Origin of the sequence: Thiomonas sp. FB-6 (genome assembly GCF_000377645.1) — a bacterium.
Taxonomy (GTDB): domain Bacteria; phylum Pseudomonadota; class Gammaproteobacteria; order Burkholderiales; family Burkholderiaceae_C; genus Thiomonas_A.
On the sequence record NZ_KB898473.1, the window covers coordinates 119,357 to 145,476 of the forward strand.

Annotated in this window: 21 protein-coding genes; 13 read left to right on the top strand and 8 right to left on the bottom strand. The window is 70.4% G+C overall.

What is annotated here, in order from left to right:
* Window positions 1-40: 40 nt before the first annotated feature.
* Complete coding sequence (gene metH / locus D466_RS20645) at window positions 41-2,788, bottom strand: methionine synthase (RefSeq protein ID WP_156004051.1); 2,748 nt, start codon at window positions 2,786-2,788, stop codon at window positions 41-43.
* A 93-nt stretch (window positions 2,789-2,881) separates the two neighbouring features.
* Between metH and D466_RS20650 the strand changes: the two genes are divergently transcribed.
* Window positions 2,882-3,472 (top strand): cyclic nucleotide-binding domain-containing protein, encoded by a 591-nt coding sequence (locus D466_RS20650; protein WP_018912680.1) that lies wholly within the window; start codon window positions 2,882-2,884, stop codon window positions 3,470-3,472.
* An 81-nt stretch (window positions 3,473-3,553) separates the two neighbouring features.
* Here D466_RS20650 and D466_RS0105350 read toward each other — a convergent pair whose 3' ends face one another.
* Together D466_RS0105350 and D466_RS0105355 are read right to left on the bottom strand one after the other, a co-directional pair.
* Window positions 3,554-3,988: a helix-turn-helix transcriptional regulator gene (locus D466_RS0105350; protein ID WP_018912681.1), complete on the bottom strand. Its 435-nt coding sequence runs from the start codon at window positions 3,986-3,988 to the stop codon at window positions 3,554-3,556.
* The gene (locus D466_RS0105355; RefSeq protein ID WP_018912682.1) at window positions 3,972-5,039 is read right to left on the bottom strand and encodes a homocysteine S-methyltransferase family protein; all 1,068 of its coding nucleotides are present in this window, start codon (window positions 5,037-5,039) and stop codon (window positions 3,972-3,974) included. Before D466_RS0105355 ends, D466_RS0105350 begins: the two co-directional genes overlap by 17 nt.
* Before the next feature lie 193 nt (window positions 5,040-5,232).
* On the opposite strand from D466_RS0105355, the gene D466_RS0105360 reads away from it, so the two are divergent.
* The gene (locus D466_RS0105360) at window positions 5,233-9,243 is read left to right on the top strand and encodes an FAD/FMN-binding oxidoreductase (protein WP_081629835.1); all 4,011 of its coding nucleotides are present in this window, start codon (window positions 5,233-5,235) and stop codon (window positions 9,241-9,243) included.
* The gene (locus D466_RS0105365) at window positions 9,240-9,716 is read left to right on the top strand and encodes an HIT family protein (protein WP_018912684.1); all 477 of its coding nucleotides are present in this window, start codon (window positions 9,240-9,242) and stop codon (window positions 9,714-9,716) included. Before D466_RS0105360 ends, D466_RS0105365 begins: the two co-directional genes overlap by 4 nt.
* Window positions 9,717-9,767: 51 nt before the next feature.
* On the opposite strand, the gene hemN is transcribed toward D466_RS0105365, so the two are convergent.
* Complete coding sequence (gene hemN / locus D466_RS0105370; RefSeq protein ID WP_018912685.1) at window positions 9,768-11,162, bottom strand: oxygen-independent coproporphyrinogen III oxidase; 1,395 nt, start codon at window positions 11,160-11,162, stop codon at window positions 9,768-9,770.
* 173 nt (window positions 11,163-11,335) lie between these two features.
* Here hemN and D466_RS0105375 point away from each other — a divergent pair, with 173 nt between their 5' ends.
* The 3 genes from D466_RS0105375 to D466_RS0105385 all read left to right on the top strand — a co-directional run bounded on the left by D466_RS0105375 (window position 11,336) and on the right by D466_RS0105385 (window position 15,031).
* Entirely contained in the window at window positions 11,336-13,222 is a 1,887-nt protein-coding gene (locus D466_RS0105375) for a potassium transporter Kup (protein ID WP_051083682.1), read from the top strand.
* A 122-nt stretch (window positions 13,223-13,344) separates the two neighbouring features.
* Window positions 13,345-14,304: an AAA family ATPase gene (locus tag D466_RS0105380; protein WP_018912687.1), complete on the top strand. Its 960-nt coding sequence runs from the start codon at window positions 13,345-13,347 to the stop codon at window positions 14,302-14,304.
* 67 nt (window positions 14,305-14,371) lie between these two features.
* A complete protein-coding gene (locus D466_RS0105385; protein WP_018912688.1) occupies window positions 14,372-15,031 on the top strand; it encodes a MarC family protein in 660 nt (219 codons plus the stop codon).
* A 302-nt stretch (window positions 15,032-15,333) separates the two neighbouring features.
* Here the strand turns inward: D466_RS0105385 and D466_RS0105390 are convergent, their stop codons facing one another.
* A complete protein-coding gene (locus D466_RS0105390) occupies window positions 15,334-15,531 on the bottom strand; it encodes a DUF2892 domain-containing protein (RefSeq protein ID WP_018912689.1) in 198 nt (65 codons plus the stop codon).
* Window positions 15,532-16,606: 1,075 nt separating this feature from the next.
* On the opposite strand from D466_RS0105390, the gene mnmG reads away from it, so the two are divergent.
* The 4 genes from mnmG to D466_RS0105410 are packed head-to-tail and all read left to right on the top strand — an operon-like array spanning window position 16,607 to window position 20,925.
* Window positions 16,607-18,538: a tRNA uridine-5-carboxymethylaminomethyl(34) synthesis enzyme MnmG gene (gene mnmG / locus D466_RS0105395; protein ID WP_026284919.1), complete on the top strand. Its 1,932-nt coding sequence runs from the start codon at window positions 16,607-16,609 to the stop codon at window positions 18,536-18,538.
* Window positions 18,535-19,197 (top strand): 16S rRNA (guanine(527)-N(7))-methyltransferase RsmG, encoded by a 663-nt coding sequence (gene rsmG, locus D466_RS20655; protein ID WP_018912691.1) that lies wholly within the window; start codon window positions 18,535-18,537, stop codon window positions 19,195-19,197. Before mnmG ends, rsmG begins: the two co-directional genes overlap by 4 nt.
* A gap of 10 nt (window positions 19,198-19,207) precedes the next feature.
* Window positions 19,208-20,014: a ParA family protein gene (locus tag D466_RS0105405; protein ID WP_018912692.1), complete on the top strand. Its 807-nt coding sequence runs from the start codon at window positions 19,208-19,210 to the stop codon at window positions 20,012-20,014.
* Window positions 20,011-20,925, top strand: a complete 915-nt coding sequence (locus D466_RS0105410) for a ParB/RepB/Spo0J family partition protein (RefSeq protein ID WP_018912693.1) — start codon at window positions 20,011-20,013, stop codon at window positions 20,923-20,925. Before D466_RS0105405 ends, D466_RS0105410 begins: the two co-directional genes overlap by 4 nt.
* Before the next feature lie 43 nt (window positions 20,926-20,968).
* Here the strand turns inward: D466_RS0105410 and D466_RS20660 are convergent, their stop codons facing one another.
* Together D466_RS20660 and D466_RS0105420 are read right to left on the bottom strand one after the other, a co-directional pair.
* On the bottom strand, window positions 20,969-22,177 hold the full coding sequence (locus D466_RS20660; RefSeq protein WP_018912694.1) for an FIST N-terminal domain-containing protein: 1,209 nt from the start codon (window positions 22,175-22,177) through the stop codon (window positions 20,969-20,971).
* 225 nt (window positions 22,178-22,402) lie between these two features.
* Window positions 22,403-23,104: a PhaM family polyhydroxyalkanoate granule multifunctional regulatory protein gene (locus D466_RS0105420; protein WP_231385665.1), complete on the bottom strand. Its 702-nt coding sequence runs from the start codon at window positions 23,102-23,104 to the stop codon at window positions 22,403-22,405.
* Between the two features lie 204 nt (window positions 23,105-23,308).
* Between D466_RS0105420 and D466_RS20665 the strand changes: the two genes are divergently transcribed.
* The 3 genes from D466_RS20665 to D466_RS0105435 all read left to right on the top strand — a co-directional run bounded on the left by D466_RS20665 (window position 23,309) and on the right by D466_RS0105435 (window position 25,429).
* Window positions 23,309-24,529, top strand: a complete 1,221-nt coding sequence (locus D466_RS20665; protein WP_018912696.1) for a DUF3108 domain-containing protein — start codon at window positions 23,309-23,311, stop codon at window positions 24,527-24,529.
* Between the two features lie 186 nt (window positions 24,530-24,715).
* Window positions 24,716-24,991 carry a DUF3567 family protein gene (locus tag D466_RS0105430; RefSeq protein ID WP_018912697.1) on the top strand — a complete coding sequence of 92 codons (276 nt, stop codon included), beginning with the start codon at window positions 24,716-24,718 and terminating at the stop codon, window positions 24,989-24,991.
* Window positions 24,992-25,090: 99 nt separating this feature from the next.
* Entirely contained in the window at window positions 25,091-25,429 is a 339-nt protein-coding gene (locus D466_RS0105435; protein WP_018912698.1) for a helix-turn-helix transcriptional regulator, read from the top strand.
* 40 nt (window positions 25,430-25,469) lie between these two features.
* Here the strand turns inward: D466_RS0105435 and D466_RS0105440 are convergent, their stop codons facing one another.
* On the bottom strand, window positions 25,470-26,033 hold the full coding sequence (locus tag D466_RS0105440; RefSeq protein WP_018912699.1) for a carbon monoxide dehydrogenase subunit G: 564 nt from the start codon (window positions 26,031-26,033) through the stop codon (window positions 25,470-25,472).
* Window positions 26,034-26,120: the final 87 nt, after the last annotated feature.

Consider the following 26,120-nt stretch of genomic DNA (forward strand, 5'->3'; position numbering starts at 1 on the left):
ATGGGCCGCCCTTCTTGTTTGCGGGAAACGATGCGCCCGATCAGACCAGCCGGTCGGCCGCGCGTTGCACGGCCTGCAGGCGCCGGCCGCTGCGCGCCTCCCAGTCGGCCTCCTGGTCCTCGCCCACCGGGCCCACCTGGAAGTAGCGTGCCTGCGGGTGCGCGAAATAGAAGCCGCTGACGCTGGCCGCCGGCAGCATGGCCCAACTCTCGCTCAGGTCCATGCCCAGCTGCTGCGCGCCCAGCACCGCGAACAGATCCTGCTTGACCGAATGCTCGGGGCAGGCGGGATAGCCCGGCGCCGGGCGGATGCCCACGTACTCCTCGCGGATCAGCTGTTCCAGGCTCAGCGCCTCCTGCGCGGCGTAGCCCCACAGGTCGGTGCGCACCCGCTGATGCAGCCATTCCGCCAGCGCCTCGGCGAGGCGGTCGGCCAGCGCCTTGAGCAGGATGGCCGAGTAGTCGTCGTTGGCCTGCTGGAAGCGCAGCACGCGTTCGTCGGCGCCGAGTCCGGCGGTCACGGCGAACAGGCCGATGTGGTCGGCGCCCTGCCCCTTGGGCGCGATGAAGTCGGCCAGCGCCAGGTTGGGCCTGCGCACGCCGTCCACCACCGGGCGCTCGGTCTGCTGGCGCAGCCCGCGCCAGGTCATCAGCACGCGGTCGCGGGATTCGTCGGCATAGATCTCGATGTCCTCGCCGTCCACGCTGTTGGCCGGGTACAGGCCCACCACGGCGTTGGCCTGCAGCCAGCGGCCTTCGATGATGCGCTTGAGCATGGCCTGGGCGTCGGCGTAGACCTGGCGCGCCTGCGCGCCCACCACCGCGTCGTCCAGGATGGCCGGGAAGGGGCCGGCCAGGTCCCAGGTCTGGAAGTAGGGCCCCCAGTCGATGCTGCGCGCCACCTCGGCGAGGTCGACGTTGCGGAACTCGCGCCGCCCCGGGGCGCGCGGGGCCGGCGCGATGCCGGCGGGCCAGTCCAGGCGCAGCCGGTTGGCGCGCGCCTGCTCCAGGCCGAGCAGCGGCACCTGGCGCTTGTTCGCGTGCTGCACGCGAATGCGCTCGTAGTCGGCCGCCACCTCGCCCAGGAATTTCTCGCGGGAGTCCGATAGCAGGCCCTGCGCCACGCCCACGCAGCGCGAGGCGTCGGGCACGTAGACCACGGGCCCGTCGTAATGCGGCGCGATCTTCACCGCGGTGTGCACCCGGCTGGTGGTGGCGCCGCCGATGAGCAGCGGTACCGCGCGCTCGCGGAAATACGGGTCGCGCTGCATCTCCGCGGCGACGTACTGCATCTCCTCCAGGCTGGGGGTGATCAGCCCCGACAGGCCGACGATGTCGGCCTGCTCCTCGCGGGCGCGCGCCAGGATGTCCTGGCAGGGCACCATCACCCCCATGTTCACGACCTCGAAGTTGTTGCACTGCAGGACCACGGTGACGATGTTCTTGCCGATGTCGTGCACGTCGCCCTTGACGGTGGCGATGATGATGCGCCCGCGCGCTCGCGCGCTGCCGCCCGCCGCCTGGTCACGGCGCTTCTGTTCCTCGATGTAGGGGATCAGGTGGGCCACCGACTGCTTCATCACCCGCGCGCTCTTGACCACCTGGGGCAGGAACATCTTGCCCTGGCCGAACAGGTCGCCGACGATGTTCATGCCGTCCATCAGCGGGCCCTCGATCACCGATAGCGGCGGCTTGCCGGCGGCTTCGAAGCCCGCGCGCAGTTCCTCGGTGTCCTCGACGATGAAGTCGGTGATGCCGTGCACCAGCGCGTGGCTCAGGCGCTGCTCCACCGGCAGCTCGCGCCAGGCGTTGCGCGTGCCTTCGTCGCGCGCGCTGCCGCGCACCTGCTCGGCCATGGCCACCAGGCGCTCGCCGGCGTCGGGGCGGCGGTCGAGCACCACGTCCTCCACCGCTTCGCGCAAGGCCGGGTCGAGATCGTCGTACACGCCGACCTGGCCGGCGTTGACGATGCCCATGTCCATGCCCGCGCGGATCGCGTGGTACAGGAACACGGTGTGGATGGCCTCGCGCACGGCGTCGTTGCCGCGGAAGGAGAAGCTCACGTTGCTCACGCCGCCGGAGACCTTGGCACCCGGCAGGTTGGCCTTGATCCAGCGCGTGGCCTCGATGAAGTCCACCGCGTAGTGGTTGTGCTCCTCGATGCCGGTGGCGATGGCGAAGATGTTGGGGTCGAAGATGATGTCCTGCGGCTCGAAGCCCACCTCGTCGACCAGGATGCGGTAGGCGCGCGCGCAGACCTCGATGCGCCGCTGGTAGCTGTCGGCCTGGCCCTGCTCGTCGAAGGCCATGACCACGGCGGCCGCGCCGTAGCGCCGCACCAGGCGCGCCTGGCGGATGAAATCCTCGGGGCCCGACTTGAGGGAGATGGAATTCACCACCGACTTGCCCTGCACGCAGCGCAGCCCGGCCTCGATGACCTCCCACTTGGAGGAGTCGATCATCACCGGCACGCGCGCGATGTCCGGCTCGGAGGCCATCAGGTTGAGGAAGCGCACCATGGCCGCGCGGCTGTCCAGCATCGCCTCGTCCATGTTCACGTCGACGATCTGCGCGCCGTTCTCCACCTGCTGGCGGGCCACGGCCAGCGCCTTGTCGAACTCGCCGGCCAGGATCATGCGGGCGAAGGCCTTCGAGCCGGTGACATTGGTGCGCTCGCCGATGTTGACGAACAGCGAGTCCGGGCCGACGACCAGCGGCTCCAGGCCCGACAGCACCAGCGGGGAAACGGGGGCCCGCGGCGCGGAAGGGATGGAAGGCATGGGCGGCATGGAGGGGGCTTGGGTCATCGGCGGGCGCGGGCGGCAAGTCCCGGTTCGGCGGGTGCGACAATGCGGCAAACGTGCATTCTAGGCAAGGCCCCCATGTCTCTGTTGAGCAGTTTTCGTGCCCGCAAGCCCGCGTCGGCGACCGCTGCCTGGACCGAGCGCATCGTCGACGCGCTGCTGCAGATGCCCGCGTGGCTGGCGCTGTCGCGCACGGAGGCGAGGGCCGTGGCCGAACGCATGCAGGTGCGCACCATGCCGGCCGGCTCGGCCTTCATCCGCCAGGGCGACCCGGCTCCGGGCAGCGGCATGATGCTGCTGCTCGACGGCGAAGTGGCCATCGAGAAAAAGGGTTCGGGCCCGCAGGGCGACAGCCTGGTGGTCTCGCTGGCGCGCCCCGGGGCGCTGCTGGGAGAGATGGGCATACTCAACGACGCGCCGCGCTCGGCCAGTTGCGTGGCCAGCACCGACGTGGTGCTGGCCCTGCTGAGCAGCCAGGCGCTGAAGGACCTGGTGGAACAGTCGCCGCACGCGGCGGCCAAGCTGGCGCTGGGCATCGCCTCGCGCCTGGCCGAGCAGCTGCGCTCGACCTCGAACAAGTTGTCCACGCTGTCGGCCGTCACCGCGGCCATGCACCCCACGCTGGACGCCGCCTCGCTCACCGGCGCCGCCCGCCGACAGCGTGGATGAGACGGGACCAGCGGCTGTGCCTGCGCACAGCCGCGCGCCCGTCGAATCCGAGCAGCTTGCAAGCTGCGAGGTGGACGTGTCTTAGTCGTTGCGGCGCAGCGCCAGGCGCTCGCTCTGACCCACCGACTGCGGGTCGGCCAGTTCGATGGCGATCTGCGTGCACACGACCCGGCACAGCTGCATGGCCTGCTGGCTCTGCACGCGGTACTGGATGCTGTTGCCCGTGCGCCGGCGCGACACGATGCCGGCCAGGTACAGCACCTTCAGGTGCTGCGACACGTTGGGCTGGGTCGACTGCACGTCGGCGACGATCTCGTTGACGCCCTTCTCGCGGTCGCAGATGGCGTTCAGGATGCGCAGGCGCAGCGGAGTCGACAACACGCCGAACAATTCGGCGGCCGCGGCGAACACGCGCTCGGCTTCGCCCTCGGGGGCCTCGAGCACGGCAGCGCTGCGCGGCGGGGGCGCGTTGCGCCGCTGGCCGGCGGCGGCACGCGACTCATTCGACATCGGCATGGAACACTCCTGTACGCGCGGTGGCGCGCGGGTTTTGGTCGTGCACCGCGTCGGTGATCGCGGCGATGTGCTGGGGCGTGGTGCCGCAGCATCCGCCGACGATGTTGACCAGGCCGTCGGCGGCGAATTCGTGCAGCAGGCGCGACGTGACCTCGGGGGTTTCGTCGAAGCCGGTGTCGCTCATCGGGTTGGGCAGGCCCGCGTTGGGGTAGCAGCTGATGAAGGTGTCACCCGCCTGGCGCGCCAGCTCCTGCAGGTACGGGCGCATCAGCGCCGCGCCCAGCGCGCAGTTCAGCCCCACCGCCAGCGGCCGCGCGTGTCGCACGCTGGCCCAGAAGGCCGGCACCGTCTGGCCCGACAGGATGCGCCCCGAGGCGTCGGTGACGGTGCCGCTGATGATCAGCGGCAGGCGCTCGCCGCTGGCCTCGAACCATTCGTCGATGGCGAACAGCGCGGCCTTGGCGTTGAGGGTGTCGAATATGGTCTCGACCAGGAACAGGTCGACGCCGGCCTCGCCCAGAGCGCGTGCCTGCTCGTAGTAGGACTGGCGCAGCTGCTCGAAATCCACGTTGCGCGCGCCCGGGTCGTTGACGTCGGGGCTGATGCTGGCCGTCTTCGGGGTGGGCCCGATGGCGCCGGCCACGAAACGCGGCTTGTCCGGCGTGGCGTGGCGCCGCGCGCTGTCGAGCGCCAGCGCGGCGGAGGCGCGGTTCATCTCGTCGGCCACTTCGGCCAGGCCGTAGTCGTCCTGCGCGATGCGGGTGGCGCCGAAGGTGTTGGTCTCGACGATGTCGGCCCCGGCGGCGAAGTAGCTGTCGTGGATGTCGCGGATCACCCGCGGCTGGGTCAGGCTGAGCAGTTCGTTGTCGCCCTTGAGGTCGCGCGGCCAGTCCTTGAAGCGCTCGCCCCGGTATTGCTCCTCGTTCAGGCGCAGGCGCTGGATCATCGTGCCCATGGCGCCGTCGAGGATCAGGATGCGCTGGCGCAGCAGTTCGGGCAGTTCGCGCGCGCGCGTGTATTCGCGTCGCGAGGCGGCGGAGTTTTTGCTCATATGCTAATTCTAAAATGCCGGCTCGCCCGCTGCTCGAGAGGGGGTATCCGAGGCCGCCTGGCACGGGTTCGGGCTCGGCGTGTGCGATGCGAAACTCCGCGGGAGCCGCCCCCGTGAAGCACCCGACGCCTTTTGCGCAAGCGGGCCGCGAGAATCGCCCCCGCTTCCTACAATGGCATTTTTGGTGGATGCCATGAACGCCCCTCAAGCCCCTCAAGCCCCGCTCGCCCCGATCGACCCGCTCGAGGCCCTCGAGCCCACGGCCGCCCAGCCGGTGCAGGACGACGCGCCGGCGCGCCTGCGCGAGATTCCCTACAACTACACCTCGTTCTCCGACCGGGAGATCGTGATCCGCCTGCTCGGCGCGAGTGCCTGGGAATGGCTGGACCAGCTGCGCCAGCAGCGCCGCACCGGGCGCAGTGCGCGCATGCTCTACGAGGTGCTGGGCGACATCTGGGTGGTCAAGCGCAACCCCTACCTGCAGGACGACCTGCTGGGCTCGTCCAAGCGGCGCCAGGCCCTGATCGACGCGCTGTGGCACCGCCTGCGCGAAATCGAGAAACGCCGCGAGGGCCGCGGCGATTCCCAGGCCCAGGCACGCGACGAGCTGGTGGGGCGCCTGCTCGAGCGCGCGCGCGAGGCGGTGCAGGAATTCGCGGCGTGGTTCGACGCCGTGGCCGCGCTGCGCCGGCGCGCGCAGCGCGAGCTGGCCCGCCACACGCGGCGCGACAACATCCGCTTCGACGGCCTGTCGCGCGCCGCGCACATGACCGACGCCACCGACTGGCGCGTCGAGGTGCCCTTCGTCGTGCTCTGCCCGGACACCGAGGCCGAGATGGCCGAGCTGGTGCGCGCCTGCGTGGCGCTGGGCCTGACCATCGTGCCGCGCGGCGGCGGAACCGGCTACACCGGAGGCGCGGTGCCGCTGGTGTGGAACAGCGCGGTCATCAACACCGAGAAGCTCGAGGACCTGGGCGAAGTGGAGCGGATCGAGCTGCCCGGCGTGGCGCAGCCGGTGGCCACCATCCGCACCGGCGCCGGCGTGGTCACGCAGCGCGTGGCCGACCGCGCCGAGCAGGCCGGGCTGGTGTTCGCGGTGGACCCCACCTCGGCCGAGGCCTCGTGCATCGGCGGCAACATCGCGATGAACGCCGGCGGCAAGAAGGCCGTGCTGTGGGGCACCGCGATCGACAACCTGGCCTGGTGGCGCATGGTCGACCCGCAGGGCCGCTGGATCGAGGTGACCCGGCTGGACCACAACCTGGGCAAGATCCACGAGGCCCCGCTGGTGCGCTTCGAATGCAAGACCTTCGCCCCCGACGGCACCACGCCGCTGGACACCCGGGTGCTGGAGATCCCCGGTGCGCGCTTCCGCAAGGAAGGCCTGGGCAAGGACGTCACCGACAAATTCCTGGCCGGGCTGCCGGGCGTGCAGAAGGAAGGCTGCGACGGGCTGATCACCAGCGCGCGCTGGGTGCTGCACCGCATGCCTCCGCGCGTGCGGACCTTCTGCCTGGAGTTCTTCGGGCAGGCGCGCGAGGCCATCCCGTCGATCGTGGAGATCAAGGACTTCCTCGACCAGCGTCCGGGCGGCGCCATCCTGGCCGGCCTGGAGCACCTGGACGAGCGCTACCTGCGCGCCGTGGGCTACGCGCCCAAGAGCAAGCGCGGCGCCTTCCCCAAGATGGCGCTGTTCGGCGACATCGTCGGCGAGGACGACGACGCCGTGGCGCGCGCCACCGCCGAGGTGGTGCGCATGGCCAACGCCCGCGTCGGCGAGGGGTTCGTGGCGGTCAGCCCCGAGGCCCGCAAGAAGTTCTGGCTGGACCGCAAGCGCACCGCGGCGATCGCGCGCCACACCAACGCCTTCAAGATCAACGAGGACGTGGTGATCCCGCTGCCCCGCATGGGCGAGTACGTGGACGGCATCGAGCGCATCAACATCGAGCTGTCGCTGCGCAACAAGCTGGCGCTGGCCGCCGAGCTGGACCGCGCGCTGCGCGCGCCGTGGGCACTGGCGCGCAACGAGGAACTCGGCGAGGGCGAGGCCGCCGTGTCCGACGAGGAGCTCCGGCACCTGCGCGAGCAGGCGCTGGCCCTGGTGGACGCCGTGCACGCGCGCTGGACCTTCCTGCTCGAGCAGATCGACACCCCGCTGCCGCAGCTGCTGCCGCTGCTGGCCGAGCCGCTGCTGGGCGGCGGCGGCGCGCAGACCGCGGCCATGCAGATGCTGCACCGCGCGCCGCGCGCCGCGCTGTTCAACCTGCTGCAGGAGCACAGCCTGCGCGCCTCGTGGAAGCTCGAGCTGCGCCGCCCGCTGCACACCCTGCTGGCCGGGGCGGCCTTCGCGCCGCTTCGCGGCGAGCTCGACGCGCTGCACAAGCGCGTGCTCAAGGGCCGCGTGTGGGTGGCGCTGCACATGCACGCCGGCGACGGCAACGTGCACACCAACATCCCCGTCAACTCCGACGACTACGGCATGCTGCAGGCCGCGCACGAAGCGGTGGCGCGCATCATGACCCTGGCGCGTTCGCTGGACGGCGTGATCTCCGGCGAGCACGGCATCGGCATCACCAAGCTGGAGTTCCTGAGCGAGGAGGAGCTGCGCCCCTTCAGCGAATACAAGCAGGCGGTGGACCCGCAGGGGCGCTTCAACCGCGGCAAGCTGCTGCGCGACGCCTCGCTGCCGGCGGACCTGACCAACGCCTACACGCCGAGCTTCGGGCTCATGGGCCACGAGTCGCTGATCATGCAGCAAAGCGACATCGGCGCCATCGCCGACTCGGTCAAGGACTGCCTGCGCTGCGGCAAGTGCAAGCCGGTGTGCGCCACCCACGTGCCGCGCGCCAACCTGCTGTATTCGCCGCGCAACAAGATCCTCGCCACCTCGCTGCTGGTGGAGGCCTTCCTGTACGAGGAGCAGACCCGCCGCGGCATCAGCGTGCACCACTGGGAAGAATTCGAGGACGTGGCCGATCACTGCACGGTGTGCCACAAGTGCGAGTCGCCCTGCCCGGTGGACATCGACTTCGGCGACGTGTCGATGAACATGCGCAACCTGTTGCGCAAGATGGGCAAGAAGAGCTTCCGCCCGGGCGGCGCCGCCGGCATGTTCTTCCTCAACGCCACCGACCCGCGCACCATCAAGGCCGCGCGCAGCGCCATGGTGGGCCTGGGCTTCAAGGCGCAGAACCTGGGGTACCGCATGCTGCGCGCGCTGGGCTCGCGCCAGACCGCGGCGCCGCCGGCCAGCAGCGGCCGCTCGCCGCTGCGCGAGCAGGTGATCCACTTCATCAACAAGCCGATGCCCGGCGGGCTGCCCAAGAAGACCGCGCGCGCGCTGCTGGACATCGAGAACCCGGACTTCGTGCCCATCATCCGCAACCCCGCGGCCACCACGGTGGACTCGGAGGCGGTGTTCTACTTTCCCGGCTGCGGCTCCGAGCGCCTGTTCTCGCAGGTCGGTCTGGCCACCCAGGCCATGCTGTGGCACGTGGGGGTGCAGACCGTGCTGCCGCCGGGCTACCTGTGCTGCGGCTATCCGCAGCGCGGCAGCGGCATGTACGACAAGGCCGAGAAGATCATCACCGACAACCGGGTGCTGTTCCACCGCGTGGCCAACACGCTGAACTACCTGGACATCAAGACCGTGGTGGTCAGCTGCGGCACCTGCTACGACCAGCTGCAGGGCTACGAGTTCGAGAAGATCTTCCCCGGCTGCCGCATCGTGGACATCCACGAATTCCTGCTCGAAAAGGGCGTGACCCTGCCCGGCGCGCAGGCCGGCGGCTACCTGTACCACGACCCCTGCCACAGCCCGATGAAGCAGCGCGAGCCCATGAAGACGGTGCGCGCGCTGCTGGGCGACGACGTGCGCAAGGCCGAGCGCTGCTGCGGCGAGAGCGGGCTGCTGGGCATCAGCCGCCCCGACATCTCCACCCAGGTGCGCTTCCGCAAGACCGAGGAACTGCGCCGCGACGAGGCGGCCTTGCGCGCCGCCGGGCACGACGGCGACCTGAAGATCCTCACCTCCTGCCCGAGCTGCCTGCAGGGCCTGTCGCGCTACCGCCACGACCTGCAGCACGGCCTGCTGGAAGCCGACTACATCGTCGTCGAAATGGCGCGCAAGATCCTCGGCGAGGAGTGGATGCCCGGCTACGTGCGCGCGGCCAACGCCGGGGGCATCGAGCGGGTGCTGGTGTGAGCGCCGCGCCGGACCAGGGCGGCACCGGCGCCGATGGCGCCGGCCCCTGCCCGCTGTGCGTGCAGGCCGGCGGCCTGCCGGTGTGGACCTCGGCGTGGATGCGCCTGATCCGCGCCGACGAGCCGCTGCACCCGGCCACCTGGCGCCTGGTGTGGAACGAACACGTGGCCGAGTTCAGCGAGCTGCCGAAGTTGCGGCGCCTGGCCTGCATGGATGCGCTGGTGCTGGTCGAGCGCGAGCTGCGCGAGGCCCTGCGGCCGCGCAAGATCAACCTGGCGGCGCTGGGCAACCTGGTGCCGCATCTGCACTGGCACCTGATCGCGCGCTGGGACTGGGACGCGCACTGGCCGCAGCCGGTGTGGGCGCCGGCCCGGCGCGAGCCCGACGCGGCCCGCCTGGCGGCCTTGCGCGACAGCCTGCCGGCGATCGACGCGCGCCTGCGCGAGGTGCTGGAGCGGCGCTTCGCAACCTAGGAGCCCTCGTCCGCCCCTCGCGCGCACCGTGCGCGCGCGGGTTCCCCGAGCTCAGATCACCCGGGAATATCGCGGCGCCTGCAGCTGCGCCGCCGCGTCGTGCAGCCGGCGGTCGAACTGCATGGCGATCACCCGCACCAGCAGGCGCCCGCGCGGGGTGACCTGCAGGCGCGGCCCGTCGATCTCGATCAGTCCGGCCTGCGCCAGCGGGCGCAGGCGCTTCAGGTCGTCGGCGAAACAGGCCTCGGCATCGGCCACGCCATGGCGCGACGCGAGTTGATCCAGATCGAGCGAAAAATCGCACATCAAGCGCTGTATGGCGTCCCGACGCAACAGGTCGTCGTCGTCCAGCGTGATGCCGCGCTCGATCGGCAGCCGCCCCTCGGCCAGCGCGGCCCCGTAGCCGTCCAGGGTCTTGGCGTTCTGCGCGTAATGCCGGCCCTGCTTGGAGATGCCCGACACGCCGAAGGCCAGCAGGTCCAGGTCGGCATGGGTGGAATAGCCCTGGAAATTGCGGTGCAGCCGGCCGCCTGCCTGGGCGCGCGCCAGCTCGTCGTCGGGCAGCGCGAAATGGTCCATGCCGATGTACTGGTAGCCGGCGTGCGCGAGGCGGCGGATGGCCAGGCCCAGCAGCACCAGCTTGGCCTCCGGGGTCGGCAGTTCGGCCTCGACGATGCGCCGCTGCGGGGTGAAGCGCGAAGGCAGGTGCGCGTAGCTGTACAGGGCGACGCGGTCGGGGCGCAGGTCCAGCACCTTTTCCAGCGTGGCAGCGAAATTGAAGGGGTTCTGCCGGGGCAGACCGTAGATCAGGTCCACGCTGACCGAGGCGAAGCCGCTGGCGCGCGCGGCGTCGATGACCTCGCGCGTTTCCTCGAAACTCTGGATGCGGTTGACGGCCTGCTGGACCGCGGGGTCGAAGTCCTGCACCCCCACGCTCATGCGGTTGAAGCCCAGGCGCGCCAGATGCTCCACCCGCCTGGCGCCGACCTTGCGCGGATCGATCTCGATGGAAAATTCGCCGCCGGCGGACAGGTCGAAATGCTCGCGCGTGAACTCCATCAGGCGCTGCGCCTCGGCGTCGTCCAGGAAGGTCGGGGTTCCCCCGCCCCAGTGAAGCTGCACGGCCGCGCTACGCTGCGCGAGCCGGGCGGCCACGGCGCGCATCTCCTGCTCCACCTGGTCCAGGTACGGGGCGCTGCGCGAGTGGTTGCGCGTGGGGATCTTGTTGCAGCCGCAGTAGTAGCACAGGGTTTCGCAGAAGGGGATGTGCACGTACAGCGAAAGCGGCGCGTTCCCGCGCTCGGCCAGGGCCCGCTCGTAGTCGGCCACGGGAAAGTCCGCGCGGAAGCGGTCGGCCGTGGGGTAGGAGGTATACCGAGGTCCGGAGACGTCGAAACGCCGGATCAGCTCGGGCTGGAAATCGAGGTTGATCGAAGCTGTCTGCATGATGTCCGGATCATCGGCGCGGGGAGGACCCGGCACTTTGACCTGGAACAAAGCGTCCCGTTGTTGCCCTCGGGCAACGAAAAACTCCCCGTGCTGCTCTGCAGCAAACTAAGATGGCAGCCCCTGCGACAGGAAGGCCGCCCGAAGCACACGCCGAGGCCGGCACCAAACCCATGCAAGACGAGCAAATGCACGACAAGGGGTCCATGGCTGCGCTCAGCCTGGGCGCGCTGGGCGTGGTCTACGGAGACATCGGCACCAGCCCCTTGTACGCCTTCAAGGAGGCCTTCAACCCCGCCCACAGCCTGGGTTTCAACCCGGCCAACATCTACGGCGTGCTGTCCCTGATCTTCTGGGGCCTGACCATCATCGTGACGGTCAAGTACGTGGGCCTGGCGCTGCGCGCGGACAACGAGGGCGAAGGCGGCATCCTGGCGCTGATGGCGCTGGTCATGCGACGCTACGCCGCGCCGTCGCGCGGGCGGGTGCTGGCGGTGGCGCTGGGCCTGATCGGCGCGGCCATGTTCTACGGCGACAGCATCATCACCCCGGCGATCTCGGTGCTGTCGGCCATCGAGGGCACCGCGGTGGCCACGCCGGTGCTGCAGGACGCGGTGATCCCGATCACCGCGGTCATCCTGGTCGGGCTGTTCCTGGTGCAAAAGCGCGGCACCGCGCTGGTGGGCACCTATTTCGGGCCGGTGATGATGCTGTGGTTCGCCGCCCTCGGCGTGCTCGGGCTGACCCACATCGTCATCCACCCCGACGTGCTGCGCGCCCTCGACCCCTGGTGGGGCATGGACATGTTCCTGCGCGAGCCGCGCCTGGCGCTGTTCCTGCTCGGCGCGGTGTTCCTGACCCTCACCGGCGGCGAGGCGCTGTACGCCGACATGGGGCACTTCGGACGCCTTCCCATCCGCCGCGCCTGGCTGGGCGTGGTGATGCCGGGGCTGCTGCTGAACTACTTCGGACAGGGCGCGCTGGTGCTGGCCAACCCGGCCGCCGGCAAGAATCCCTTTTTCTACATGGCGCCGTCGTGGGCGCTGTGGCCGCTGGTGGTGCTGGCCACGCTGGCCACGGTGATCGCCTCGCAGGCGGTGATCTCGGGCGCATATTCGATGACCACCCAGGCCATCAAGCTGGGCTATCTGCCGCGCATGCGGGTGCTGTTCACGAACGAACGCAACCAGGGGCAGATCTACGTGCCCTTCATCAACTGGACCATGCTGTTGTTCGTGCTGGCGCTGGTGATGGCCTTTCGCAGCTCGGACAACCTGGCCGCGGCCTACGGCATCGCCGTGAACATCACCATGGTCACGACCACGGTGTTCCTGTGGATGGTGGCGCCCCAGCGCTGGGGCTGGAGCACGCGCCGCGCCAACCTGGTGTTCGTGCCCCTGGCGCTGGTGGAGATGCTGTTCCTGGCGTCGAATTCGCTGAAGATCGACCACGGCGGCTGGTTCCCGCTGGTGTTCGGCGCCGCCGTGTACGCCCTGCTGTCGACCTGGAAGCGCGGGCGCAGCCTGCTCAAGCGCCAGCTGCAGGAACATGCCTTGAACCTGAAGGACTTCGTGCACAGCCTGTCGACCTACCCGCCCACGCGGGTCGAGGGCACGGCCATCTACCTCACGCCCAACGCCGACACCGTGCCGCACGCGCTGCTGCACAACCTCAAGCACAACAAGGTGCTGCACGAACGCGTGGTGTTCCTGTCGGCGCAGGCCGCCGACGTGCCCCATGTCGGGCCGGATCAGGGCATCGACCTGCGCCCGATGGAAGAAGGCATCTATTTGCTGCACGTTCGCTACGGATTCAAGGATGAACCCGACATCCAGAAGCTGTTGAAGGATTGCGAGCGCTTGTCGGGGATGGAATTCCACCTGATGGAGACCTCCTTCTTCCTGGCCCGGCAGACCATCGTGCCCTCGAAGATCCCCGGCATGGCCCTGTGGCGTGAAGTGCTGTTTTCCTGGATGAGCCGCAACGCCCAGGAAGCCTCCGACTATTTCCGCATTCCGCCCAACCGCGTGGTGGAACTGGGAACCCAGATCGAGATCTGAGCCCATCCGCGAGGCGCGGTAAAAATCCAACAGCCCCGGGCGCCCTCGCCTGCGGGAGGCGCGCCGGCTCTGGCATCATGCATGCATGCCGGCACGTGGCGTGCCGGCGCAGGAGGTGCGAGATGACCATCGCGATGGCAGCCTACAAGTCCGTCTATGCGGTCGAGGACGTCGAACGCAAGCTCAGGAACCTGAGCGGCGACGCCCAGGACGCGCTGAGGACCACGTACACCCGCATGATCGAAGCCGGAGGCCAGCGCCTGGCCATCAAGCCCGCGGCCGTTCCCGACCGCGACGCGCTGCAGGCCGAGTTGCCCAATTTCGCCGAACCCCTGGAACAGGTGCTGCGCGCGGTCGCGCTGGCCGCCGACAGCCGCGATCCCGTGGAGCTCACACCCATGCTGCTGCTGGGCGAGCCGGGCATCGGCAAGACCCATTTCGCACGGCGCGTGGCCGACATGCTGGGAACCTCCTGGGCGCTGGCGCCGATGAACGCGCTGACCGCCGGCTGGATCCTCTCGGGCGCCTCCTCGCAATGGAAGGGCGCGCGCCCCGGCAAGGTGTTCGAAACCCTGGTGCAGGGCGAATACGCCAACCCGGTGGTGGTGATCGACGAAATCGACAAGGCCGCCGCCGCCGCGCAATACGACCCGCTGGGTGCGCTGTACAGTCTGCTGGAGCACGATACCGCGCGCCACTTCACCGACGAGTTCGCCGAGGTACCGATCGACTGCAGCGCCGTGGTGTGGGTGGCCACCGCCAACGACCCGGCCAGCATCCCCGAGCCCATTCTCAACCGGCTGGACGTATTCGAGGTGGCCGCGCCCGACGAAGCCGGGCGCCGAGCCATCGCCCGGCGCCTGTACCGGGAACTGCGCGAAGGGCACGACTGGGGCGGCGCCTTCCCGCCCGAGATCGGTGACGGCGCGCTGGATGCACTGGCCCAGGCCAGCCCGCGCGAAATGCGACGCTTGCTCTCCACGGCCTTCGGTGCGGCCAAGCTCGACGGGCGCGCCGAACTGCTCGAGCGCGACTTCCCCCGCATCCGCTCGCGAGGCCCGCGCATGGGCTTCGTGCAATGAAGGTCTCCAGGAATCGCAGGGCCGTCCCTGGGCCACTCAACCAGAAACCCCGCATGGAGAACTCCCGATGAGCCTGATGGCCGGCACGGCGCCGCAAGCCACCCACCTGATCAAGCCGCTCGTCGCGCTGCTGGCGATCATCAACCCCTTGGGGATCCTGCCGATCTTCCTGGCCCTCACCGAAGGCTTCACACCGTCCCAGCGCAAGCGCACCATCGCCACCTGCGCCTTCTCGTCCTTCGTGGTCATCGCCGTCAGCGCCTTGCTGGGCACCCAGGTGCTGCAGTTCTTCAGCATTTCCCTGGCCTCGTTCCAGGTAGGTGCCGGGCTGCTGCTGCTGATCACCGGCATCGGCATGCTCAACGCCGCCCCCACGGCGTTCCGCTCGACGCCGGAGGAAATGGACGAAGCCGAGGCCAGCAGCCGCAGCATCGCCGTGGTGCCCCTGACCGTGCCGCTGCTGACCGGGCCGGCCACCATTTCCACCATGATCATCTACGCCGACAAGAACCGGCACTGGCCCTACCTGCTGGTACTGGTAGCCTACGGCGTGGTGGCCGCGCTGGTCATCGCCGGCACCTTCCGCGCCGCCGAGAGCATCGCCCGCGTGGTCGGCAAGACGGGCATCAACATCATGACCCGCCTGATGGGTCTGCTGATCGCCGCGCTGTCGGTGGAATTGATGAGCGAAGGCCTGCTCAAGCTGTTTCCCGGGCTGGGGCACTGAAACGGTGCGTCGGCGCGGGACGCCCTGAATCGGGGAGCGGGTTTCCCCTGTGGGCAAGCCGAAGGGCCGGGGGCAATAATCCTCAAAGTCGCGCACCCAGTTGCCTGCGACAGGAATTCTGGAGTGAGTAGCGAGGAGACAGCCCGACCGGACCCGCGCACGAGTGTGGAGTACCGGCAAACATCAGCGCCAAGACGCTGAGACAACGGCGCCAGATCCCCCGAGGGGGTCTGGCGTTTTTTCATGCCCGGTCGCCGGGAAGCTGCATGGCGCATGTTCCACGTGGAACACGCGCCACCGTCTCAGGACGATTTTTTCATCGGGCAAGTGTTGAGCCCCAGCAGCGAGTACGCCGGGCACACCCCCACCGCTCCGGTGATCAGCGGCACGATGCCGATGTAGCCCCACCACCCCACCGTACCGGTCGCGGCCAATGCGATCAGCACCAGTCCGACCACCACGCGCACCACACGATCCAGCCCGCCTTCGTTGATTTTCATCGCTCGCTCCTGGATGGAAATTTCCACATATCAATGTAGTGCGCATGCGAGCAGGCAGGAATGATCCCGATCATGTCTTGCTGCGATGGCTGTGAAATCGCGGCCCGTGCAAGCGCAACGGCGAGGCCGCATGGGATGCGCAATGGCTTGGGCATGGGCGGCAGCCAGGCCGCACGCGCTCCCTTGGCGGAGTCAATGACCCCGTGAACTGGCTTCGCTTGCGTGGGCGTTGAGTGCAGGCCCGCAGCGCTACTGGCTGCGCACTCGAGCCTCGCCTCGCGCCAGGATCCGCCGCGCGCGGAGTGGGACCCACGCTTGGGGACGGGACCCGAAGCTGTCACTCGACGTCTGCGCACGAGCGGTGGCCGGGCCCCGCACGCGACCGCTTGCAATCACCAGCATGGCGGGCGTTCCGTGCACACCGGCGCCTTCCGCCCTTGGCCGACCTCCCTGAGCACTGACAACCGAGCAGCCGCACACCTCATCCTCCGCGCATCGAGGAGGCTGCGCAGCTGAGCAGGCGAGCAACCGCGATACCGCGGCTTGGTTGCTGGCTCGCAGTCCACGATGGTGGTCGACGGCGGCGGCCGGGCCCCGCGCGGGCCGGCGTCGGGGTGGCGAGCAGCACAGGGCCGGGGGCGGCGCGCGTCAGCGCGCTTCCAACCTCATGCTTGCGGCAGCTGTTTGAGCGCAGCGCGCGCAAGCGCGCGAAGCGAGTTCTGCCGCACGCCTCCGGCCCGAGCAGCGCAAGCGCAGTTGGCGCCGCAGGCGCCAACCACCCCGTCATCCGGCTCGCGCGGGGCCCGGCCGCCGCTGGCGTGCGAGAGCCGCTCCGGGCTGATGCAAGCCTCGTGTCGTGCAAAGCCCCATGACCATTCGCTTCGGCATGCGCGAACGGTGGCGGCTCGTGAGGGGCGACTTGCACGTTCCACGTGGAACATCGCCGCACCGTCATGGCTCGCCGTGCCGCCCGTCGCTCCCAGGCAGGGGGATTGTTCCACGTGGAACATCGGCCCGTCTCCCGGCCTCGCGCGACGCCGCGCCTACAATGCGGAACTCGAAGCTGGTGAACTCCATGGAATATCCGAAGGTCTTTGACGTCATCGTGGTCGGCGGCGGGCACGCCGGTACGGAAGCCGCGCTGGCCGCTGCCCGCATGGGCGCGGCCACGCTGCTGCTCAGCCACAACATCGAGACCCTGGGGCAGATGTCCTGCAACCCCTCCATCGGCGGCATCGGCAAGGGCCACCTGGTCAAGGAAATCGACGCACTGGGCGGCGCGATGGCCGCCGCCACCGACGAGGGCGGCATCCAGTTTCGCATTCTCAACGGCAGCAAGGGCCCGGCAGTGCGCGCCACCCGTGCCCAGGCCGACCGGGTGCTGTACAAGGCCGCGATTCGCTCCCGCCTGGAAAACCAGCCGGGCCTGTGGCTATTCCAGCAGGCCGTCGACGACCTGCTGCTCGAATCCGACGGCCGAGGCGAGCGCGTGTGCGGTGCGGTGACCCAGAGCGGGATCCGCTTCCGCGCTCGCAGCGTGGTGCTCACCGCCGGAACCTTCCTGGACGGCAAGATCCACATCGGGCTGCAGAACTACTCGGGCGGGCGCGCAGGCGATCCGCCCGCGGTCTCGCTGGCGCAGCGCCTGCGCGAAATCGGCCTGCCCCAGGGGCGCCTGAAGACCGGCACTCCGCCGCGTATCGACGGCCGCAGCATCGACTTCTCCCGCATGCAGGAACAGCCCGGGGACCTCGACCCGGTGCCGGTGTTCAGCTTCCTCGGCGAAGCCTCCCGGCACCCGCGCCAGCTGCCCTGCTGGGTCACCCACACCAACGCGCGCACCCACGACATCATCCGTTCCGGGCTGGACCGCAGCCCCATGTATACCGGGGTGATCGAAGGCGTGGGCCCGCGCTACTGCCCCAGCATCGAGGACAAGATCCACCGCTTCGCCGGCAAGGACGCGCACCAGATCTTCCTCGAGCCCGAGGGCCTGAGCACCCACGAGTACTACCCCAACGGCATCTCGACCAGCCTGCCCTTCGACGTGCAGCTCGAACTGGTGCACAGCATCGAGGGCCTGGAGCAGGCCCACCTGCTGCGCCCCGGCTACGCCATCGAATACGACTACTACGACCCGCGGGCCCTGAAGACCTCGCTGGAGACCCGGGACGTCGCCGGGCTGTTCTTCGCCGGCCAGATCAACGGCACCACCGGCTACGAGGAAGCCGCCGCGCAAGGCCTGCTGGCCGGCGCCAATGCCGCGCTGCTGGTGCGGGGCGCAGAACCCTGGTGCCCGGGCCGCGAGCAGGCCTACCTAGGCGTGCTGGTCGACGACCTGATCACGAAGGGGGTCAGCGAGCCCTACCGCATGTTCACCAGCCGCGCCGAGTACCGGCTCAGCCTGCGCGAGGACAACGCCGACCTGCGCCTGACCGAGGCCGGGCGGCGACTCGGCCTGGTGGACGACGCCCGCTGGGACGCCTTCTGCCGCAAGCGCGACGCCATCGAGGCCGAGCGCCAGCGCCTGCGCGACACCTGGGTGCAGCCGCAGACCCTGCCGCCCGCCGACGCACAGCAACTCATCGGCCAGCCCATCGAGCGCGAATACCGCCTCGAAGACCTGCTACGCAGGCCCGACGTCGACTACACCCGGCTGGTCGGTGCGCTGGACGGACGCTACGCGCCGGCCCACCCCTTGCGCGCCGACGAAGCCGAGCAGGTTCAGATCGGCGTGAAATACTCCGGCTACATCGAACGCCAGCAGGTGGACGTGCAGCGCGCCGCCGAATACGAGCACATGCCCCTGCCCGAGGACCTGGACTACACCGTGGTGCAGGGCCTGTCGATCGAGGTGCGCCAGAAACTGGGACGCGCCCGCCCCCACACCCTCGGCCAGGCCTCGCGCGTCTCCGGGGTCACGCCCGCCGCCATTTCGCTGCTGCTGGTGCACCTGCGCAAGCGCCGCCTGCGCTCGCCCTCAGCCGCCGGCCGGGCCGCCGGATGAGCGCGGCGCGCGAGGAACTCGCCGGTGTGCTGGAGGCGCTGCGCCTGCCGGCGGATGACGCCCAGATCGGGCAACTGCTGCAATACCTGGAGTTGCTGCAGCGCTGGAACGCGGTCTACAACCTGACCGCGGTGCGCGAGCCCGCGCACATGCTCACGCTGCACCTGGCAGACAGCCTGTCCCTGCTGCCTGCGCTGGACCGGCGCGCGCCGCGGCGGGTGCTGGACGTGGGTTCCGGCGGCGGCCTGCCCGGGCTGGTGCTGGCCATCATGCGCCCGCAGTGGCAACTCGTGCTGGTCGACGCGGTGCAAAAGAAGTGCGCCTTCCTGCAGCAGGTGGCGGCTACGCTGCAACTGCGCAACGTGGAGGTCCTGCACGGCCGCATCGAGGGCTTGCGACTGCCCGGATTCGACTGCATCACCAGCCGCGCGGTGGGCGAACTTGCCGAACTCGTGCGCATCAGCGAGCATGTGCTGCTCGCCGAGGGTGCCTGGGCGGCCATGAAGGGCAGCGTGCCCGAGGCCGAAATCCGGGCCCTGCCCGCGGGTATCGTGCACGACATCGAATTTCTCGACGTACCCGGGCTGCGGGCGCAGCGCTGCGTGGTGTGGATGCACCGCGCGCAGGCGCCGGCCGCGGGCCGGCCCGGCGATTCCTAGGACTCTTGCGATGGCATCGGTTTTTTGTGTCGCCAACCAGAAGGGCGGGGTCGGCAAGACCACCACCAGCGTCAACCTCGCCGCGGGCCTGGCCCGGGTCGGGCAACGCGTGCTGCTGGTCGACCTCGACCCGCAGGGCAATGCCACCATGGGCTCGGGGGTGGACAAGCGCCAGCTCAAGCCCAGCGTGTACCAGGCCCTGCTGGGCATCGCCCCGCTGCAGGAAGCCCGCCGCACCAGCCCGCAGGGCGGCTACGACGTGCTCGGCGCCAACCGCGAGCTGGCCGGCGCCGAACTCGAACTGGTCGACGAGGATCGGCGCGAACACCGCCTCAAGGAATTGTTGGCCTCGGTCGCCGGCGAGTACGACTTCGTGCTCATCGACACCCCTCCGGCGCTGGGCCTGCTCACGCTCAACGCCCTGTGCGCGGCGCAGGGGGTGATCGTACCCATGCAGTGCGAGTATTTCGCGCTGGAAGGGCTCACCGACCTGGTCAACACGGTGCGCCAGGTGCACGCCAAGCTCAACCCCGACCTGGTGCTGATCGGGCTGCTGCGGGTCATGTTCGACCCCCGCATCACCCTGCAGCAACAGGTCAGCGACCAGCTCAAGACCCACTTCGGCGAGAAGGTGTTCGATGCGGTGATTCCCCGCAACGTGCGCCTGGCCGAGGCCCCGAGCTACGGCCTGCCCGGCGTGGTGTTCGACCGCGCCAGCCGCGGCGCCCAGGCCTACATGGAATTCGCCGAGGAAATGGTGCGCCGCGTCCGCGGCCCCGCCGCCGCCTCCCGCAGCCCCAACGCCACCGCAGCATGAACAGCCCCTCCAAGAACCCCTCCGCCGCCTCCCCGGCCCCGAAAAAGCGCAAGGGCCTGGGCCTGGGCCTGGAAGCCCTTCTGGGCGCCCAGGGCGCCGACATCGGCGCCGCGCCCGCCGCCCCCTCCTCGCTGCCGCTGGACGTGCTGGTGCCAGGCCAGTACCAGCCACGCACGCGCATGGACGAAGGCGCGCTGTTCGAACTGGCCGAAAGCATCAAGGCGCAGGGCGTGATGCAGCCCATCCTGGTGCGCCCGCTGGCCGGCGGCAAGTACGAGATCATCGCCGGCGAACGGCGCAGCCGCGCGGCCCGCCTGGCCGGCCTCGAGCAGGTGCCGGTGCTGGTGCGCGAGGTGCCGGACCAGTCGGCGCTGGCCATGGCTCTGATCGAGAACATCCAGCGCGAGGACCTCAATCCCCTGGAGGAAGCCCAGGGCATCCGGCGCCTGATCGAGGAGTTCTCCTTCACCCACGAACAGGCGGCGCAGGCCGTCGGGCGCTCGCGCGCCGCGGTCAGCAACCTGCTGCGCCTGCTCAATCTGGCACGCCCGGTGCAGGACATGCTGCTGGCGGGGGACCTGGACATGGGCCATGCCCGCGCCCTGCTCGCGCTCGACGGCGCCGCCCAGATCCAGGCCGCCAACCAGGTGCAGGCGCGGCGCCTGTCGGTGCGCGAGACCGAGCGCCTGTGCGCCCGCGCGCAGGCCCCCGAGCCGGCCCCGCGTGCGGCGCAACAGGCCGAAGGCCGCGAACTCGAACGCCTGGAGCACGAGCTGGGCGAACTGCTGGCCGCGCCGGTGCACATCCGCGCCAAGGGCAACGGCAGCCGCATGCGCGGCGAAATCACCCTGGGCTTTCACTCGCTGGACGAGCTCAACGGGCTCATCGACTACCTGCGCAAGCAGGCCTGAGGCGCCCGCCCGGTATTCAGGGGGCCGCCTCCGCAGTGAGCACTTACACCGGCACGTCCTGCGCGAACACGCGCAGCACCGAGCTGTAGGCCTGCAGGCCCGCGCCGGAGAATTCGCCGGCGGCCTCGAAGCCGATCAGCGGCACCGGCCCCAGCTGGCTGCGCAGAAGCTGCCACTGCGCGGACAGTACCGAGCCGCGACGCGAAGCGCAGGTGACGAACACCGCGCCGCGCACCGGCGGCCCGGCACCGGCGGCCGAGCAGTGGCCGGCCGCCTGCCGCGCCTCGCGACGCTGTTCGAGTTCCTCGCGCACCTCGGTGCACAGGCGCAACAGGTCGCGCAGCGAAACCGCCGCCTCGCGCCGGCAGAAACGCAGTTGCATGCCCGGCTGGAGCTCGGCGGCCAGCGCCACCCCCTGCGCCCCCGGGTCGATGCCGATCAGGCCGCGCAGCAGCGGCGCCGCTCCGGCGGCCGCCTGGCGCAGCTCGTCCTCGGGCCACGACAGGCCCACGACCACGTCGCGCAGGCTGGGCACCAGCTCGCGCCATTGCTGGCGCTCGCGGCGCTCTCGCGGCTCGCCCAGGTCGTCGAGCAGCGCGCCCAGCGCGGGCTGGCCGTCCAGCGCGTACACCACGTTGTCGGTGCAGCGCGTCACCGTGCGCGCCGGGCCCACCGCCTGCAGCCCGTGGCTGAGCCCGCCCAGCAGGCTCAGGCGTGGCGAGAAGGCCACGCCCGACACCCCGCCCTGCAGCACCGCGTCGGCGAACTGCGCGCCGCAGCCGGGGCTGACGATGCCGCCCCACACGTCGCGGTTCTCGCAGCGCTCGCCCAGTTCGAGCACCAGTTCGTCCAGCTCGGGCTGCTCGGCGTCGCCGTGGGCCAGCACCGAGTGCGCGCCGCGCCACACGCGCGAGGCCTGCGGCAAGGGCTTGCGCCCGGAAAACACGCGGAAATCACGCTGCGCCAACTGCATCAGCATCACCGCCACGCCGCAGGACTCGATGCCCTGCTCGCCGGCAGCGAACACCCCCGACACCACGCCGCCCACCCAGTGCGCCACGCCCAGGCGCTCGCGCAGGCCGGCCAGCAGTTCCTCGCCCAGCACGGCATGCCGCGGGTCCACGTACACCAGGCCCAGGTTGGGCCGCGTGACGGTTTCGGCGCGCGCGCGCTCGCGGGCCACCTGGGCGGCCAGCGACTCCAGGGCCAGGGGCCAGCTCGAAGACGACGAATGGGCGGTGATGAAACGCATGCGAAAGCTACCGATTCAGCGCACGCGGCGCGGCTCGCGCGCGAAGCACGACATGAAGCATGAACCCGGTGCATGAAGCGCGGCTCCATGCCGCGCCACCCTGCCATGTTGCACCGCAATGTGCCGAACCATCGTAGCAGGCGAATCAAGGCCCCGGAGTCCGTGCGCCTTGGCTGTCGAGACCATGCCAGGCCCCCGTTGCTTGCCCGCCTGCTCGTGGCCGGCTCAGCGCGGCGGGCGTGCCGGCGCCTTGCGCTTGGCCGCCCCCGCCTTCGCGCCGGTCTTCGCGGCCGCCGCCGGCCGCTTGCGCGCGGCGGGCGCCTTGCCGGCCGTGGCCGGCGTTCCGGGAGCCGACCGGGACGATGCCCCCGCCGAGGCACTCGAGGACGGCTTCGAGGACGCCTTCGAGGATTCGCCCGCGGGCGCCGCCGCCGCGGCGGGCATGGGCCAGGCGCTGTCACGCAGGGCCTCGCTGGCCACCTTCGTGAACTGCTCGCTCAGCGTGCTCCACCACTGCATGGGGTCGACGATGCCGCCCAAGGGCGCCGCCTCGCCCCCGTCCTTGACGCGGCCCTTGGCGTCGCCAGCGGCGGGCATCGCTGGCGCTGGCGCAGCTTCGGCACCGGCGCCGGGCGCCTGGGCGCCGGCCGGCGGCGCGGGCTCCGCCATGTGCGCGGCCGCGCCCATCGCCTCGGCGCCGGCGCGCATGGCCGAGCCCATTTGGCTGGCCAGGTCGCCGAAGTCCACGTTCATCGTCTTCAGCGTGGACAGGGTCATGCGCTGCACTTCCAGGCCCTGGATGGTGGCCTGGGTCAGGCGCACGTTGGCCTCCAGCCACTGCAGCACCGCGCGCAAGTCGACGATCTTGCGCTCCAGTTCGTCGGGGTCCAGGGTCGGCGCCATCCAGTTGGCGAAACTCGAGGACATGCCGGAGCCCTTCAACAGGGATTGAAAGAACTCCATGGCCGGGGGAGATTGGGCTTGCATAGGACCTGAACCTCGGAAAACGATGGAAACACCTGCGGCGCCGCCGGCGCGCGGGCTCGATGCGGCCCAGCATACCGCCTGCGCGCGCGCACCGACATCCCCCCATTCGAAGCCCCGCGCGGCGGCGCGCTGCACAATGCGGCCATGAGTCCTTCGCGCCCGGCTGGCCCTTCGCGCGCGGCCCTGCCGGCACGCTCGCGCTGGCGCGCCGCGTGGTGGCTGCTGCCCGTGCTGGTGCTGCACCTGGCCGCGCTGTGGGGCCTAGGACGGGCCTTCCGCCAACCCCTGCCGCATGCCCTGCCGCCGGCGCTGTACACCCGCGTGCTGCTGCCGCAGGCGCCCCAGCCCGTAGCGCCCGAGGCGGCTTCCGGGCACGGCCCGCCCAGCGCGCCGGCGCACGCCGGGCCGTCGCAGCTGCTGCCGGCGCCGCCGCTGCCCTCGGGCGGACCATCGCAGCACGCTTCCCACGCCGCTCCGCACGCCGCTTCGCAGCCCACTTCGCCCCGCGCGGCGCAGGCCGGGCCGGCGCCTGCCGCGGCCTCCGCGCCGCCCGCCGCTCCAGCGCAGGCCCATGCCCCGGCGCACGCGGCCGCGCCTGCCTCCACGCCTGCCTCCACGCCTGCCTCCGCGCCTGGCTCCACGCCTGGCTCCGCCGCCAGCACAGCTCCACGCGCCGCGGCCGGCACGGTCGAGGCCTGGCCGCTGCCGACCCGCCTCGACTACGCGCTGACCGGCTACTACCGCGGCCCGCTGCACGGCAACGGCGAACTCGAATGGCGGCGCGAGGGGCGGCGCTACGAACTGCGCCTGGGCGGCTCGGCGCTGGTCGACTTCTCCTACACCAGCACCGGCACCATCGACGGCGACTGGCTGGCGCCCGACGACTACGTCGAACAGGTGCTGATGCGCAGCAAGACCGTGCGTTTCGACCGCGCCGCGGGGCTGTTGCGCTTCTCGGCCATCGGGGCCACGATGCCCATTCCCGCGCACCTGCTCGACAGCGCCAGCGTGTTCATGCAACTCGCGCAAGGCCTGCGCACCCATCCCGACGAGTTCCAGAGCGGCACACACCTGCGCTTCCAGGTGGCGCGCCCGAGCGGCACCACCATCTGGGATTTCCTGGTGGCCGGACGCGAGCCGGTGGACACCGGCCTCGGGCGCCTGGACACCTGGCACCTGGTGTACGAGCCGCCGGCGCGCGACGACCTCGGCGCGGAGGTCTGGCTGGCGCCGTCGCTGCAGGGGCTGCCGGTGCAGATCCGCCTGCGCCACGGCGGCGACGACTTCCTGCTGTTCACGCTGCGCCGCGCGTTGCAGCAGGCGCCGGCCGGCGAGGCCTCCGCCGCGCTCGCAGCCCCGCGCTGAGACATTGCCGATGACCGCGTCCGCGCCGCGCTGTCGGCACGCGCGGGCCCTGCCGCGTTAAGGCAACAGGCACGCAGCGGGGGCCGCGGCGCGCGGGGCTTGATTCCTTCCGCCCGGTCCCCATCTGCACCTTGACGCGGTCGCGGGCACGCCACGACGCCGCCGCGATGACCCGGGAGGATCACCATGCACACCATGATCTACGACTCCGACGCTTTCAGCGTGTTCCAGCTCGACTGGGCCCGCGAAGCCGACAGCGTTCCCGAGGCCGCCTCGAACCAGGGTGGCTTCGAGATCGTCGACAAGTTCGCGCGCAAGGAAATCTTTCTCGAGGGCCACGTGGCGGACGGTTTCCGCGCCCGCGTGCGCAGCCTCATGGAAGGCTCGCCCAGCACCGAGGACATCGACGAATTCCTCGACGGCTTCTCGGCCCTGTCGCGCCTGAACCTGCACGCCCACTGAAAGGCCTCGCGCGCCCCCGCGCGCGGTCCGCCACGGGGACGCAAGCAAAGCTTGTCTTGTGTCAAGGTGACGCGATGGCGAAGCCATACGATGGTTCGCATGAATGCCCTCGTCGTCCCTAACTTTGAGTCGCCGCGCACCGCCGCGGCGGTGCGCGGCGGCACCCTCGCCGAGCCGATGGTGCGCGTGCTCAAGGCCATGGCGCACCGCGAGCGCTTGGCCATCCTGTGCCTGCTGCTGGACGGCGAGATGTGCGTGCGCGATCTCGAGCACGGCGTGGGCATGCGCCAGGCCGCGCTGTCCCAGCAGCTCTCGCGCCTGCGCGCGGAGAACATCGTGGAAGCGGTACGCCACGGGCGCTTCATGCTCTACCGCCTGAAGAACCCGCAGGTGCAGGCCGTGGTACGCGCCGTGTGCCGCGAGATCCACGCCGCCTGAGCCCCGCGGGCAGGCGCGGGGGCACACCCGCCGCGCTGCCTCACCAGGTGCCGTGCAGGCCCCAGTAGAGGATGAACACCGCCACCAGCGTGGACAGCGCCCAGGCCCAGGGCGGCATCATCTCCCACAGGCGTTCGGCCATGCCGTGAGGCGCCAGCACCAGTTCGCCGCGCGCGCTGCGCTCGAAGCGGGTGAAGAAGTCCTCGATCAACCCGCGTACCGCCTGGTCGGCGAGGGCACCGCCCATCTGCGCGATCGCGCCCCCCACCTCGGCGTTGGCCTGGTACTGCAGCGAAGTGCCGTCGCCCGCAGGCTGCAGCGCCACCAGCGCACGCCCGGCACCGAAACCGGCGCTGCCGCCGTTGCCCTCGAAACGCAGCACGTAGCTGTGCGGAGGGTTGGCATCCTGCAGCCACAGGGTGCTGGTGAAGCTGGTGCGGTGCCCGGCGATCTCGAGCTGCTGCACGACCTCGAAGCGCCCGGGCGCGCTTTGCTCGATGCTCTCGCAGCCCGGAATGCACGCGCGCAGCATCGCGGGCGAATTCAGGGCTTCCCAGGCCTGGGCGGGGCTGAGGGGGATGTGGCGCTTGCCTTGAACGTCCATGGTCGGTCTCGCAGATCGGGTGCGCCGCCCGGAATGGGCAACGCTATATCCATACTTACTTATATTCACCCGCTGTCACCAAGGTAT

Bases quoted from the DNA above. Each gene is read 5' to 3' on its own strand.
- metH (WP_156004051.1), bottom strand. From the start codon at position 2,788: ATGCCGCCCATGCCTTCCATCCCTTCCGCGCCGCGGGCCCCCGTTTCC.
- D466_RS20650 (WP_018912680.1), top strand. From the start codon at position 2,882: ATGTCTCTGTTGAGCAGTTTTCGTGCCCGCAAGCCCGCGTCGGCGACC.
- D466_RS0105350 (WP_018912681.1), bottom strand. From the start codon at position 3,988: ATGCCGATGTCGAATGAGTCGCGTGCCGCCGCCGGCCAGCGGCGCAAC.
- D466_RS0105355 (WP_018912682.1), bottom strand. From the start codon at position 5,039: ATGAGCAAAAACTCCGCCGCCTCGCGACGCGAATACACGCGCGCGCGC.
- D466_RS0105360 (WP_081629835.1), top strand. From the start codon at position 5,233: ATGAACGCCCCTCAAGCCCCTCAAGCCCCGCTCGCCCCGATCGACCCG.
- hemN (WP_018912685.1), bottom strand. From the start codon at position 11,162: ATGCAGACAGCTTCGATCAACCTCGATTTCCAGCCCGAGCTGATCCGG.
- D466_RS0105375 (WP_051083682.1), top strand. From the start codon at position 11,336: ATGCAAGACGAGCAAATGCACGACAAGGGGTCCATGGCTGCGCTCAGC.
- D466_RS0105380 (WP_018912687.1), top strand. From the start codon at position 13,345: ATGACCATCGCGATGGCAGCCTACAAGTCCGTCTATGCGGTCGAGGAC.
- D466_RS0105385 (WP_018912688.1), top strand. From the start codon at position 14,372: ATGAGCCTGATGGCCGGCACGGCGCCGCAAGCCACCCACCTGATCAAG.
- D466_RS0105390 (WP_018912689.1), bottom strand. From the start codon at position 15,531: ATGAAAATCAACGAAGGCGGGCTGGATCGTGTGGTGCGCGTGGTGGTC.
- mnmG (WP_026284919.1), top strand. From the start codon at position 16,607: ATGGAATATCCGAAGGTCTTTGACGTCATCGTGGTCGGCGGCGGGCAC.
- rsmG (WP_018912691.1), top strand. From the start codon at position 18,535: ATGAGCGCGGCGCGCGAGGAACTCGCCGGTGTGCTGGAGGCGCTGCGC.
- D466_RS0105405 (WP_018912692.1), top strand. From the start codon at position 19,208: ATGGCATCGGTTTTTTGTGTCGCCAACCAGAAGGGCGGGGTCGGCAAG.
- D466_RS0105410 (WP_018912693.1), top strand. From the start codon at position 20,011: ATGAACAGCCCCTCCAAGAACCCCTCCGCCGCCTCCCCGGCCCCGAAA.
- D466_RS20660 (WP_018912694.1), bottom strand. From the start codon at position 22,177: ATGCGTTTCATCACCGCCCATTCGTCGTCTTCGAGCTGGCCCCTGGCC.
- D466_RS0105420 (WP_231385665.1), bottom strand. From the start codon at position 23,104: ATGTCCTCGAGTTTCGCCAACTGGATGGCGCCGACCCTGGACCCCGAC.
- D466_RS20665 (WP_018912696.1), top strand. From the start codon at position 23,309: ATGAGTCCTTCGCGCCCGGCTGGCCCTTCGCGCGCGGCCCTGCCGGCA.
- D466_RS0105430 (WP_018912697.1), top strand. From the start codon at position 24,716: ATGCACACCATGATCTACGACTCCGACGCTTTCAGCGTGTTCCAGCTC.
- D466_RS0105435 (WP_018912698.1), top strand. From the start codon at position 25,091: ATGAATGCCCTCGTCGTCCCTAACTTTGAGTCGCCGCGCACCGCCGCG.
- D466_RS0105440 (WP_018912699.1), bottom strand. From the start codon at position 26,033: ATGGACGTTCAAGGCAAGCGCCACATCCCCCTCAGCCCCGCCCAGGCC.